We start from the raw sequence: 12,676 nt of genomic DNA on the forward strand, positions 1-12,676 counted from the left end.
GATTGCCGGGTCCAGCCGGTCCATAAGGTGCATGTACAGGGAGTAATACTCGACACGACAGTTTTCACCGATATCGTTCTGATGTTTCAGCAGCACATACCCGTCATCGGTTCTGCCATCATAATTCAGCGGGAAAGTATCGCGTTTAGCTGTAGAAGACGGAGAACGAAAAGAAACCACTTCCCCGTCCGCAATGGCGCGGACGAACTCAATGCGGTCGTAGCCTTCCTCACGGCGGTCAGTGTGGAGAACATGCACCCCACCGTGCCATGACGCGTGTCTGTTGAGGGGGAAATCCCGGTTTATATCCACGGGCATCATTCTGCTGACCCATGACAGGTCACTTTCTGCGGCGTTCCGGGGGCGGACAAATGGCGGGCTGATTATCATGCTGACTCCCTGTCAGATTTGTAGAATTAATCAAAGTGCAGAATAGCGAAATTTTATTTAAATAAGCCTTGTCCACTGACAAAGAAAATACGGGTTACTCCTTACCCGATATTTTATATACCGCGGAGGGGACAAAACTCAGCAGACAGACTATTTCTGATGCATCCGGCCGAAGCGGATAAGAGAATACTGGCGGTCAGCAGTTTTTTCACCAGATGCATTGTTAATTACTTTTTTGTTATAGAAAGCAACAAATTGGCGGCAATAGATGACAGTGGCGTGACATTCATGCTGCGAACTTTATAACCTTATTAACAGCATGGTTACTGATTGTTTACCCTACCTAAACCAGGGGTAAGGCGCAGAAAGTATTACAGCATGTTGCCCTGCTCTTGTATTTCACTCCTAAGCCATTAATTCTAAAGACGTATATTACGGATGAAGCCAGACGCCACACCCGGATCTCAGTTCCATGCCTCATCACAGGAGAAACACCATGAAGGCTGCTGTTGTTACAAAAGATCATCAGGTAGAAGTGACACAAAAAACCTTACGTCCGCTGAAACATGGCGAAGCGTTGCTGAAAATGGAGTGCTGTGGCGTTTGCCATACGGATTTGCACGTGAAAAACGGGGATTTCGGCGACAAAACCGGGGTGATCCTCGGACACGAAGGCATTGGCATTGTCACCCAGGTGGCCGAAGGCGTGAGCTCGCTGAAAGTGGGCGATCGTGCTTCTGTGGCGTGGTTTTTTCAGGGCTGCGGCCACTGCGAGTACTGTAACAGCGGCAATGAAACCTTGTGTCGTGAGGTGGTGAACGCCGGTTATACGGCTGACGGCGGCATGGCGGAAGAGTGCATCGTGGTCGCGGATTACGCGGTGAAAGTGCCGGACGGGCTGGATCCCGCCGCAGCCAGCAGCATTACGTGCGCAGGCGTGACCACCTATAAAGCGGTGAAAGTCTCGCAGATCAAACCGGGCCAGTGGATTGCTATTTACGGCCTCGGCGGGCTGGGCAATCTTGCGCTGCAATACGCAAAGAATGTGTTTAACGCCAAAGTGATCGCCATCGACGTAAATGATGAACAGCTTAAGCTCGCTGCCAGCATGGGCGCAGATCTGACCATCAACTCGCGCAGCGAAGATGCGGCAAAAGTGGTACATGAAAAAACCGGCGGCGCGCATGCCGCTGTGGTCACGGCGGTGGCGAAAGCTGCATTTAATTCAGCCGTTGATGCCGTGCGCGCCGGTGGGCGCGTGGTGGCCGTGGGGCTGCCGCCAGAAGCGATGAGCCTTGATATTCCGCGCCTGGTGCTGGATGGCATTCAGGTCGTTGGCTCGCTGGTCGGTACGCGTCAGGATCTGAACGAAGCCTTCCAGTTCGCCGCTGAAGGCAAGGTGGTGCCGAAAGTGGCGCTGCGTCCGCTGGAAGATATCAACGCCATCTTTAAAGAGATGGAACAAGGCCAGATCCGCGGTCGTATGGTGATCGATCTCCGCCATTAATCGCCGGGCATTGCCTATAATCGGGGGCGTTACTGCCCCCTTTTTTCTGACACAGAGGTGCTTATGACCCCCACTATTCCCGGGCTTGAAGTGCTGTTTATCGCCGGTTTCGGCCCAATTCCCCAGAACGTGGCCGACAGCCAGGCGTTTTACCAGCACACCCTTGGGCTGCCGTTGAAACCGATGGAGGGCGCGAGCGATTACCTTGTCGCCGATCACGATGCGCTCGACGGCGCAAAACACTTTGCCCTGTGGCCGCTGCATCACGCCGCCGCGTCGTGCTTTGGCGCAGAGAAATGGCCGGACTCCCACCCCATTCCGCAAAGCTGGGTTGAATTCGAAGTGCAGGATTTGGCTATCGCCACCGATGTGTTGGTCAATAAAGGGTATCAACTGCTGGTTGCTAACCGTCTGGAGCCCTGGGGGCAGAGCGTCACGCGCCTGCTTGCGCCTGAAGGGGTACTGGTTGGGTTGACCATTACGCCCTGGCTGCGTTAACGCGCGGTCTAACCGGGGCATGCCCCGGTTTTGCGCTTTCCTGAATGTTTCGCGCGAACCGGATGATAAATCCGGGGTTAAGACACCGATAACACTTTTTAGCATGTCACCCGGCGTGCATTCACCGGGTTGCAGGTTAGTGCTGAACAACCTGTTCCGGTTGATGCTTCGTTTTTCGGTGACCATAGATCAGAAGCGACGTCATGGCGGCAAACGTCAGCACCGCCGCCGGTAACGTCAGGTAGCTGTAAGTGAAACCAAACGCGATAATCAACCCGCCGAACCAGGCACCGACCGCGTTACCGAGGTTAAACGCCATCTGCCCGCCCGCCGCGCCGAGCATTTCACCGCCCTTCGCATTTTGCAGCAGCATGATTTGCAGCGGCGCAGAGAGCGCAAACAGCCCGGCGCAGCAGATAAAACCAAGTGACAACGCCCCCACTTTGCTTTCACCGGCGACAAACAGCGCCAGCATCGCCAGCATAATCAGTAATTCCGTCACCGCCGCAATGCGCACCGGGCTGAATTTCACTGATAAGCGACCGCTGAACATATTGCCCAGCACCATGCCGAGCCCCATCAGCATCATGATCAGCGTCATCGCGCTCTCGGTGAAGCCAGAGACATTGACCATAAACGGCTTCACATAGCTAAACCAGGCGAATACGCCCGCGTTGCCAAACATGGTGGCGGCGAAAATCAGCCACGGTTCCGGTTTTTTCAGGAAGTGAAATTGCTCGCGCAGCCGGCTTTCGCTGGTATCAAACAGTGACGGCACCCAGACAATCACCGAGACGATCACCAGTGCGAAAAAGACGGAGATCAGCAAGAAGGTATAGCGCCAGCTGAACGCGTGACCGATCCACGTGCCGAGCGGAATGCCAATCAGATTGGCAACGGTCATCCCGGCTATCATCCCGGCCACTGCCATCGTCACTTTTCCTGGCGGCGCGATTTTAGAGAGGATGATCGCCCCCACGCCAAAAATCGCTCCATGCGGGAAACCGGAGATAAGACGGGCGATAATCAGCATGGTGTAGGAGCTGGAGAAGGTGAAAATGGCGTTACCCACCAGGCACAGCGCCACCAGAAACAGCAGCGTGTTTTTCAGCGAAAAGCGGTTCGAAAAAAGCGCCATGATCGGCGCGCCAATCACCACGCCAAACGCGTAAGCAGAGATCAGATGCCCCGCCGAAGGAATTGAAATGCCGACATTATTCGCCAGTTCGGTTAATACACCCATAATGCCGAACTCCGCCATGCCCAGACCAAAGGTCGCAAGTGCCAACGAAAAAACGGTTTTTTTCATACCACTAACCACTTGTTAAAAGTTTGCGACAAGCATTATTGACTATTCATGCCACAGCGACCAGTTGAAATGGCCCGGCTGACCTATAAATCCATGGATTCGGGCAGGTTTATGAATAAACGGGAGAGTGCGATCAATAAATGGGACGTGCGGGTGCGAAGAAATAAAAAACCGCTCCGAATGGTTATCCGGAGCGGTTTGGGATTATTTAATGCCTTCGGTGCTCTCTTTCTTCGCTTCCAGACGCTCCACGTCACGATACCAGCGCGGGTGGTGTTTCTGCGCCCAGCGGCGGCTCACTTTCCCTTCGATCATGCCGTTGATGGAGCCTTTTACCCAGAACGCCATATACATATGGATCAGGATAGCGTGCAGCAAAATGATCGCCGAGGTGGCGTGCAGCAGCAGGCTGTAGCGGATCACCTGAATCGGGAAGTAGTGCGCAAAGTACGGACGCCAGATAATTACCCCGGTCACCAACAGCACAAAAATCATGCTCATGATGGTCCAGAACATCATTTTTTGTCCGGCATTATATTTCCCGACTTTCGCCACCTTATGTTCGTTGCCTTTCAGCACTTCGACAATGTTTTTCAGCCACGGCAGATCCTGCTTGTCCGGGATGTTGTGATGCACAAAACGCACAAACATAAACATCAGCGCCAGGAAGACAATCACGCCAAAGAACGGGTGCAAAATGCGCCCCATCTGCGGCGTGCCGAAGGTTTCCGTCAGCCATTGCAGCGTCGGGAAGAAAAACGAAATGCCGGACAGCGCGACAAGGAAAAAGCAGATCACCACCGTCCAGTGACAGGCGCGGTCAATAAACCTGGTGCGCACAATCATTTTTGACTTACTCATGATGCTCCTCTTCATCGTCGTCCACTTCTTTGTTCGGCCCGATGCCGATGTAGTGGTAAATCAGCCCGGCGAAGGTGGCGAGGAAACCCGCCGCCGACAATGGCTTCAGTACCCCTTTCCACAGATTGACCGAGGTATCGATCTGGGGATCTTTCGGCAAGTTGTGGTACAGGCCCGGCTGATCGGCATGATGCAACACATACATCACATGGGTGCCGCCCACGCCCTGCGGGTTGTAGATGCCCGCACTGGCGTAACCGCGTGCTTTGAGTTTCGCTACGCGCTGCTCGCCAAGCTCCAGCATCTCGGCTTTGGTGCCGAAATGGATAGCGCCGGTCGGGCAGGTTTTCACGCAGGCAGGCTCCTGGCCGACGCTGACGCGATCGACACAGAGCGTGCATTTGTAAACGCGGTTATCCTCTTTGTTGAGGCGCGGCACGTTGAACGGACAGCCAGCGATGCAGTAACCGCAGCCAATGCAGTTCTCTTGCTGGAAATCAACAATGCCGTTGGCGTACTGAATAATCGCCCCCGCCGACGGGCAGGCTTTCAGACAGCCCGGTTCCGCGCAGTGCATACAGCCATCTTTGCGGATCAGCCACTCCAGTTTGCCGTTCTGCTCGGTTTCGCTAAAACGCATCACCGTCCAGGATTTGGCGCTCAAATCGGCCGGATTATCGTAAACCCCGACGCAATGTCCGACCTCATCACGAATATCGTTCCACTCCGAACAGGCCACCTGGCAGGCTTTGCAGCCCACGCAGGTGGAAACGTCGATAAGCTTGGCGACTTCCGCTTTGTAATCACGCGCCCGTGGAGGCGGCGTGACCGGGTTGGTGGCGGAGCGTTTTAGAATGTCTTGCGTTTCCATAGCCATTATTTCGCTCCCTTACGCCTTCTCGATATTGACCAAAAACGCTTTGTATTCCGGCGTTTGCGAGTTTGCATCGCCGACGTTTGGCGTCAACGTATTGGCGATATAGCCTTTCTGCGCCACCCCTTCAAAGCCCCAGTGCAGCGGAATACCGATGGTTTCCACCTGCTGACCGTGTACCTGCAAAGTACGCAGACGACGCGTCACCACTGCAACCGCGCGAATAAAGCCGCGCTTGCTGCTCACCGTCACGCGATCGCCATTGGCAATGCCTTTTGCCGCCGCCAGCGTTTCGCTGATTTCGACAAACTGCTGCGGCTGGGCGATGGCATTCAGGCGCGCATGCTTGGTCCAGGTGTGGAAATGCTCCGTCAGGCGGTAGGTTGTGCCGACATACGGGAACTGATCTTTTTTCCCCATCCGTTTGGCATCGTCCTCGAACAGACGCACCACCGGGCTGGAGACCACGTTCGGGTGCAGCGGGTTGGTGCCAAGCGGAGTTTCCATCGGCTCGTAGTGTTCCGGGAACGGCCCTTCCGCCAGCTTGTCGAGGGCGAATAACCGCCCCAGCCCTTCCTGCTGCATGATGAACGGCCCGGTATTACTGCCCGGCGGCGCGGTGTTGAAATCCGGAATATCATTTCCGACCCACTTCGCCCCGTTCCACTGAATAAGCATCCGTTTCGCATCCCACGGTTTGCCCTGCACATCCGCAGACGCACGGTTGTAGAGCACACGGCGGTTCAGCGGCCACGCCCACGCCCAACCGAGCGTATTGCCAAGTCCTGACGGATCGGCGTTATCGCGGTTCGCCATCTGGTTACCCTGCTCTGTCCAGCTGCCGCTGTAGATCCAACACGATGAAGCGGTGGTACCGTCATCGCGCAGCAGCGCAAAGCTATTGAGCAGTTGGCCTTTTTTCGCCAGCAGTTGCCCGTTGGCGTCATAGAGATCCGCCAGCGCGTAGCCGTTGTTCTCTTTCGCCACCTCTTCCGAGTGCGGGTTGTGCGGCTGACGGTAGTTCCAGGACATCTTCAGCAGCGGTTCCGCGCCTTTACCGCCTTCGGTGCGGTACATCTCGCGCAGGCGGTGGTAAATCCCGGCGAGGATCTCGCCATCGTTCAGCGCTTCGCCCGGCGCGTCCTGGCCTTTCCAGTGCCACTGCAGCCAGCGACCGGAGTTGGCGATCGAGCCATCTTCTTCCGCAAAACAGGTCGATGGCAGACGGAACACTTCGGTGGCGATAGCCGATGGATCAACATCGTTCATCTCGCCGTGGTTCTGCCAGAAGGTGGAGGTTTCTGTCACCAGCGGATCGATAACCACCATGTACTTCAGCTTGCTCAGCGTGCTGACAACTTTGTTTTTGTCCGGGAACGACGCCACCGGGTTAAAGCCCTGGCAGATATAGCCGTTGACTTCGCCTTTCGACATCTTGTTGAAGTACTTGATCACATCCCAGGCCTGATCCCATTTCGGCAACCAGTCAAAGCCCCAGTTATTCTCTTTCTGCGCCGCGTCGCCGTAGAACGACTTCATCAGGCTGACAAAGAACTTGGGATAGTTGCTCCAGTAGTTCACCTGGTCCGGCAACAGCGCTTTTGGCGTATTCGCCGCCAGGTACTGTTGCAAATCGGTCTGTTTTTCCGACGGCAGCGTCAGGTAACCCGGCAGACTGGTCGATAACAGACCCAGATCCGTCAGCCCCTGAATGTTGGAGTGCCCGCGCAAGGCGTTTACCCCGCCGCCGGCCATCCCCATGTTGCCGAGCAGCAACTGGATCATCGCCATGGTACGGATGTTCTGCGCGCCGACGGTGTGTTGCGTCCAGCCCAGGGCGTACAGGAAGGTGGTGGTTCTGTCCACCGCGCTGGTTGAGGCCAGCACGTCGCACACTTTCAGGAAATCCGCTTTTGGCGTGCCGCAGATATTTTCCACCGTTTCCGGTGTATAGCGGGCAACGTGCTGTTTCAGCAAATTCCAGACGCAGTGCGGATCGCTAAGTGTGTCATCGCGTTTGGCGTAGCCGTTTTCATCAAGCTGGTAGTTCCACGACGTTTTGTCGTACTGGCGTTTTTGCGCGTCGTAGCCGCTGAACAAGCCGTCTTCGAAGGCAAAATCCTCCCGCACCAGCAACGCGGCGTTGGTGTAGTGTTTGACGTATTCAGCATTGATTTTGTTGTTTTCGATCAGGTAGCGCAGCACGCCGGAGAGGAAAGTGATATCCGTCCCGGAACGTATTGGCGCATAAATATCGGCAACTGAAGCCGTGCGCGTAAAGCGCGGATCGACCACAATCAGTGTGGCGTCGTTATTGTTTTTGGCTTCCATCGCCCAGCGGAAACCGACCGGGTGGGCTTCAGCGGCGTTACCGCCCATCACCATCACCACGTTGGCGTTTTTGATATCAACCCAGTGGTTGGTCATCGCACCGCGACCAAATGTTGGAGCAAGACTTGCTACCGTTGGTCCGTGTCAGACGCGCGCCTGGTTATCTACCGCCAGCATGCCGAGTGAACGCACGAATTTTTGCGTCAGCATACCGGTTTCATTACTCGCCGCCGAGGCGCACAACATGCCGGTAGAGAGCCAGCGGTTCACTTTTACGCCTGCGGCGTTGTTTTCGACGAAGTTGGCATCACGGTCGTTTTTCATCAGACGGGCGATGCGGCTAAAGGCTTCATCCCAACTGATGCGCTGCCATTTGTCAGAGCCTGGCGCACGGTATTCCGGGTAGCGCAGGCGGTTTTCACTGTGTACGTAATCCAGCAGACCTGCCCCTTTCGGGCACAGCGCGCCGCGGCTGACCGGATGATCCGGATCGCCTTCGATATGATAGATGGCCTCTTTCGCGTTTTTCGCACCATCACCCAGGCTATACATTAATAACCCGCAACCCACGGAGCAGTATGTACAGGAATTTCGCGTCTCTTTGGCGCGCAGCAATTTATAATTTCGCGCTTGCGCCAGCGCCATTTTGGGAGCAAATCCCAACGCGGCCGCTGTGGTTCCTGCCATTCCGCCCGCGCAGATTTTAAAAAATTGTCTGCGGCTGACGTCCATTGCTTTCCTCAATTATTGTCTTCGACTGCGGCCGGAAAACTAAACATTTCACAGGGTGAATTAATTGCGGTAAATCAATAACGCCTGGCGCTTGATACCTAATAGTTTCGCGTGTCGAATTTTTCTCCCTCAAAAGGAGTAGGTGTGGCACGGTGAATTTCGCTTAATCATTCAGCCGTGTTATAAAATGTGCGTTTATTCCCGGCGGTTAATGGCAGTAATGAATAAAAAACGCGCAACGTTAATTGGTTTACTGGCGGTATTACTCTGGAGCACGATGGTCGGTTTTATCCGCGCCGTCAGTGAAGGTCTTGGCCCGGTTGGCGGCGCAGCGATGATCTATACCCTGAGCGGGTTGCTGCTGATTGTCACCGTTGGCCTCCCGGATTTACGCCGTTTTTCAGTGCGTTATCTTATTGCCGGCAGCGTGCTGTTTGTCAGTTATGAACTGTGTCTGGCGCTCTCGCTGGGCTTTGCCGCGACGCGACAACAAGCGATTGAAGTGGGCATGGTTAACTATTTATGGCCGAGCCTGACGATCCTTTGCGCAATATTATTCAACGGTCAAAAAGCGAGTTTGTGGGTTATCCCCGGTTTATTGCTGGCGATATTGGGCGTGTGCTGGGTGCTTGGCGGCGAGCGCGGTCTTGATATTACTGAAATCCAGCAAAATATTATCTCCAGCCCGTTGAGCTATGCACTGGCATTTGCCGGGGCATTTATTTGGGCAATTTACTGTACGGTGACCACTAAATACGCCAACGGCGCGAACGGCATTACGCTATTTGTATTGCTGACGGCCGCGACATTATGGGTCAAATTCGCCCTCACACCGCAACCGGAAATGGTTTTTACGCTGCCGGTGGTGGTGAAATTACTGATGACCGGCATTGCGCTAGGTTTTGGTTATGCCTCGTGGAATATCGGGATTTTGCACGGCAACGTCACGGTGCTGGCGGCAGCATCGTATTTCACCCCGGTGCTCTCTTCCGCACTGGCGGCGGTGGTGCTAAGCGCCCCGCTCTCGTTCTCCTTCTGGCAGGGCGCGCTGATGGTGTGTGCCGGATCGCTGCTCTGCTGGTACTCAACCCGCCAGCGCGCGTGATCAGGCCAAACGCTACGCGTTTTCCACTCGCGCCAGGCTAAACCAGATCCCCACCGCCAGCAGCATTAACAGCGCGCCGGCGGTGCTCAATGCCACGCTGTGCGAACCGGTAAACGCCGTTTTCGCCGCCGCGATGATCCCCTCGGCAACTGCGGGCGGGGCCTCCTGCGCCAGGCGAAATGCTTCGCCAATGGACGATGACGCCTGCGCGGCGGCCTCGCGGCTTAACCCCTGCGGAAGCTGGATCGAGGCAGAGAAACTGCGGCTCAAAATCAGCCCAAACACGGCAATGCCAAGACCGGCGCCCAGTTCGTAAGACATCGCTTCAATCGCCCCGGCGGCTGCCGCTTTCTCTTTGGGCGCAGCGGCCATGATCGCCGCCGTTGAAGCCAGTAACGCGCTCGCCGCACTGAAGCCCAGCAGTGCCATCAATGCTCCGGCCTGCCACGGCTGGGTGGCAAAATTGGTCGCGGAAAGACCAAGAAAACTCACCGCGCTGAGCGCCATTCCCCCTGCGGCAACGCGGCGCAAACCCAGTTTTGACACCAGAACCCCGGCAATCGGCCCGCTAAATCCGCTCGCCAGCATTACCGGCAACATAAACACCCCGGCGGTGAACGGCGTGAAACCGTGGACAAATTGCAGCTCTTGCGCCATCAGCAGCTCAAAACCGACCAGCGTGACCATCGCGGTGATCGCCATCAGCACACCGCTTAAAATCACGCGATGCGTAAACAGCCGCATATCGATCATCGGCGTGCTGGCGGCCAGCTGAATACGGACAAACCCGGTCAGCAAGGTGGCACCCGCGAGCAATGTGCTCGCCACGATCCACAGCGGCAGCGTGCCTTTCATTGCCGTTTTTGCACTCCACACTAGCAGCAAAATGGCGATAATTAAGCTCAACGCCTGGTGCAGGTGTAACGGCTGCTCGGCGCGGCCTTGCTGGCGCGGCACGAAGCGCGCGGTCAGCGCCATTACGGTAATGACAATAGGCACGTTAATCAGGAAGACGGAACCCCAGTAGAAATGCTCCAGCAGCATACCGCCAATTAGCGGACCGAACGCCGCGCCGCCGGAACCAATTGCCGCCCAGACGCCGAGCGCTGTATTGCGCTGCTGTGCCTGTGAGAAGGTGTTACGAATTCCGGCAAGCGTTGCCGGCACGATCATCGCCGCGCCCACAGCTAAAAGCGCGCGCGTGGCGATAAGCCAACTGGCGCTCGCGGCAAAAGCCGCCAGCAACGAGGCCGCGCCAAACAGGCCACTGCCGATAAGCAACAGGCGCTTAAAACCGATTTTGTCGCCCAGCGCACCCATTGGTAGCACCATTCCGGCCATCACCAGCGAGTAGATATCCATTATCCATAACAGCTCATTTCCGCTGGCATTTAACACCGCGCTCAGTGTGGGCGCGGCGACATGCAGCACCGTCGCATCGATAGCGACCGGAATATAAACCAGCACAATGATGACCAGCGTTAACCACTGACGAAACATACTTCTCTCCATCGTTTTTCATTCCTGGACAGATGTCCAGAATGGCGATCCTACGGGAAGTTGAACGCATGTCCAGCTTTTTGTTACACTCCGTTTATCCCCTATTTAGCCGAGGTTGTATGCGCTACCTGAACAAGGACGATCGCCGTGAAGTGATCCTCAAAGCCGCGATGCGCGTGGCGCTGGAAGACGGTTTTGCCGCCATGACTGTCCGGCGGATCGCAACCGTTGCCGGGGTGGCTACCGGCCAGGTTCACCACCATTTCACCTCGGGAAATGCATTAAAAGCTGAGGCGTTTATCCGCCTGATTGCCGAACTGCTGGAGGTGGAAGTGGTACCCGCGACCGCGCCATGGCGCGAACAGTTGCATGCGATGTTAGGCAGCGATGAAGGTGGCCTCGAACCATATGTGCATTTGTGGCGCGAAGCGTTATTGCTGGCGAGTAAAGAGCCGGAAATCAAAGGCGCATATCTGCTGACCATGGAGATGTGGCACGTCAAAGTGGTACAACTGATTGAGCAAGGCCGTGCGGCAGGTGAATTTACGAATAACGATACGGCAGCGAACATTGCCTGGCGCCTGATTGCGCTGGTCTGCGGGCTGGACGGCATTTGCATGCTGGGCATGCCAGATGTCGATGAAGCCGCCTTCAATCGCCATCTGGTCGTCATGATCGACAAAGAGCTTGGTTAAATTTTTTCGCCGTGCAAATCGAAACCAGCCATTACCGTTTCCAGCTGTTGCAGGCTAAAGCCGTACTGTGCGTCGCTCACGCCCAGCCCAAAGCGCTGTTGCAGCGCGTCATACAGCGCCGGAACATCCGCAAAGGTCACCTCTTCCAGCACTTGGCCGTTTTTCCAGTGGGTAAAATGGAAGTTGGTTAACGTCAGTTTGACACCGTCCGGCAGATGGCGGCACATCAACAGGTGATGGCGAAAATGGGATGCCGGCCAGTGCGCGGAGTGAAAATTCCCCATGACAAAATCGGCCTGATACTGCTGTCCCATCTCAAACTGATACATCGATTGCCAGCGCTCGTGGTGACGGAACTGGAGCACCCAGTCTTCCTCCTTACGCTGCAAGCGGTAGACGCCATGCGGGGTTGTCTGCTCGATATCCTCCTGCAAGCGAATTGGCGCAGTCAGCGTTTGTCCGCCGAAACCGACATCGGCGATCCACGGCTCGCCCGCAATCTGCACCAGCAGAATACGGTGCGTGCGCGGCGGCATCTGATGTGGATTCGCAATCACTACCCGCCCTAACAGGCTGCGCACCGTAAAACCAACCTCTTTCAGCACGCGCTCAAACAGCCCGTTCTGCTCAAAGCAGTAACCGCCGCGACGGGCGACCACCAGTTTATGGAAAATCGCCTCATCGTTCAGTTCAATTTCGCGCGGCAACACGACATCGAGGTTTTCAAAAGGGATGGCGCCGTTGTGATGCAAATGCAGCGCCCGCAGCGTTTCCAGAGAGACATCGGGCGTTTGTTCCCAGCCAATACGGGCCAGATAAGCGGTCAAAAAAGGGGTCATACAGGCTCCTTGCGAATGGTGTTCCGTTGTTATAG

At 55.7% G+C, this 12,676-nt stretch carries 10 protein-coding genes; 4 read left to right on the plus strand and 6 right to left on the minus strand.

Translation table 11 applies throughout. The features are described from left to right. Positions 1 to 886: 886 nt before the first annotated feature. Entirely contained in the window at positions 887 to 1,897 is a 1,011-nt protein-coding gene (gene adhP, locus ACFX4U_RS02380) for an alcohol dehydrogenase AdhP (protein ID WP_313508929.1), read from the plus strand. 63 nt (positions 1,898 to 1,960) lie between these two features. Beyond that, positions 1,961 to 2,395, plus strand: a complete 435-nt coding sequence (locus ACFX4U_RS02385) for a glyoxalase (protein ID WP_313508927.1) — start codon at positions 1,961 to 1,963, stop codon at positions 2,393 to 2,395. A gap of 136 nt (positions 2,396 to 2,531) precedes the next feature. Here the strand turns inward: ACFX4U_RS02385 and araJ are convergent, their stop codons facing one another. The 4 genes from araJ to fdnG form a co-directional block, all read right to left on the minus strand. Continuing rightward, positions 2,532 to 3,704, minus strand: coding sequence for an MFS transporter AraJ (gene araJ / locus ACFX4U_RS02390; RefSeq protein WP_313508925.1), 1,173 nt, complete (start codon positions 3,702 to 3,704; stop codon positions 2,532 to 2,534). Between the two features lie 204 nt (positions 3,705 to 3,908). Then, on the minus strand, positions 3,909 to 4,565 hold the full coding sequence (fdnI, locus tag ACFX4U_RS02395; RefSeq protein WP_313508923.1) for a formate dehydrogenase-N subunit gamma: 657 nt from the start codon (positions 4,563 to 4,565) through the stop codon (positions 3,909 to 3,911). Continuing rightward, positions 4,558 to 5,442, minus strand: a complete 885-nt coding sequence (gene fdxH, locus ACFX4U_RS02400; RefSeq protein WP_016496044.1) for a formate dehydrogenase subunit beta — start codon at positions 5,440 to 5,442, stop codon at positions 4,558 to 4,560. Before fdxH ends, fdnI begins: the two co-directional genes overlap by 8 nt. A 12-nt stretch (positions 5,443 to 5,454) precedes the next feature. After that, on the minus strand, positions 5,455 to 8,502 hold the full coding sequence (gene fdnG, locus ACFX4U_RS02405; RefSeq protein ID WP_313508920.1) for a formate dehydrogenase-N subunit alpha: 3,048 nt from the start codon (positions 8,500 to 8,502) through the stop codon (positions 5,455 to 5,457). 220 nt (positions 8,503 to 8,722) lie between these two features. Between fdnG and yddG the strand changes: the two genes are divergently transcribed. Beyond that, complete coding sequence (gene yddG / locus ACFX4U_RS02410) at positions 8,723 to 9,607, plus strand: aromatic amino acid DMT transporter YddG (RefSeq protein ID WP_313508947.1); 885 nt, start codon at positions 8,723 to 8,725, stop codon at positions 9,605 to 9,607. Positions 9,608 to 9,619: 12 nt separating this feature from the next. Here the strand turns inward: yddG and ACFX4U_RS02415 are convergent, their stop codons facing one another. Further along, positions 9,620 to 11,107 (minus strand): SmvA family efflux MFS transporter, encoded by a 1,488-nt coding sequence (locus tag ACFX4U_RS02415; RefSeq protein ID WP_313508945.1) that lies wholly within the window; start codon positions 11,105 to 11,107, stop codon positions 9,620 to 9,622. A gap of 119 nt (positions 11,108 to 11,226) precedes the next feature. On the opposite strand from ACFX4U_RS02415, the gene ACFX4U_RS02420 reads away from it, so the two are divergent. After that, the gene (locus tag ACFX4U_RS02420; protein WP_313508917.1) at positions 11,227 to 11,802 is read left to right on the plus strand and encodes a TetR family transcriptional regulator; all 576 of its coding nucleotides are present in this window, start codon (positions 11,227 to 11,229) and stop codon (positions 11,800 to 11,802) included. Here the strand turns inward: ACFX4U_RS02420 and nhoA are convergent. Further along, positions 11,799 to 12,641, minus strand: coding sequence for an N-hydroxyarylamine O-acetyltransferase (nhoA, locus tag ACFX4U_RS02425; RefSeq protein ID WP_313508916.1), 843 nt, complete (start codon positions 12,639 to 12,641; stop codon positions 11,799 to 11,801). The two genes, ACFX4U_RS02420 and nhoA, sit on opposite strands and share 4 nt — an antisense overlap. Positions 12,642 to 12,676 lie beyond the last annotated feature (35 nt).

Origin of the sequence: Kosakonia sp. YIM B13588 (genome assembly GCF_042788165.1) — a bacterium.
Taxonomy (GTDB): domain Bacteria; phylum Pseudomonadota; class Gammaproteobacteria; order Enterobacterales; family Enterobacteriaceae; genus Kosakonia; species Kosakonia sacchari.

Excerpts from the sequence above, each read along its gene's own strand:
- adhP (WP_313508929.1), top strand. The coding sequence starts at position 887 with ATGAAGGCTGCTGTTGTTACAAAAGATCATCAGGTAGAAGTGACACAA.
- ACFX4U_RS02385 (WP_313508927.1), top strand. The coding sequence starts at position 1,961 with ATGACCCCCACTATTCCCGGGCTTGAAGTGCTGTTTATCGCCGGTTTC.
- araJ (WP_313508925.1), bottom strand. The coding sequence starts at position 3,704 with ATGAAAAAAACCGTTTTTTCGTTGGCACTTGCGACCTTTGGTCTGGGC.
- fdnI (WP_313508923.1), bottom strand. The coding sequence starts at position 4,565 with ATGAGTAAGTCAAAAATGATTGTGCGCACCAGGTTTATTGACCGCGCC.
- fdxH (WP_016496044.1), bottom strand. The coding sequence starts at position 5,442 with ATGGCTATGGAAACGCAAGACATTCTAAAACGCTCCGCCACCAACCCG.
- yddG (WP_313508947.1), top strand. The coding sequence starts at position 8,723 with ATGAATAAAAAACGCGCAACGTTAATTGGTTTACTGGCGGTATTACTC.
- ACFX4U_RS02415 (WP_313508945.1), bottom strand. The coding sequence starts at position 11,107 with ATGTTTCGTCAGTGGTTAACGCTGGTCATCATTGTGCTGGTTTATATT.
- ACFX4U_RS02420 (WP_313508917.1), top strand. The coding sequence starts at position 11,227 with ATGCGCTACCTGAACAAGGACGATCGCCGTGAAGTGATCCTCAAAGCC.
- nhoA (WP_313508916.1), bottom strand. The coding sequence starts at position 12,641 with ATGACCCCTTTTTTGACCGCTTATCTGGCCCGTATTGGCTGGGAACAA.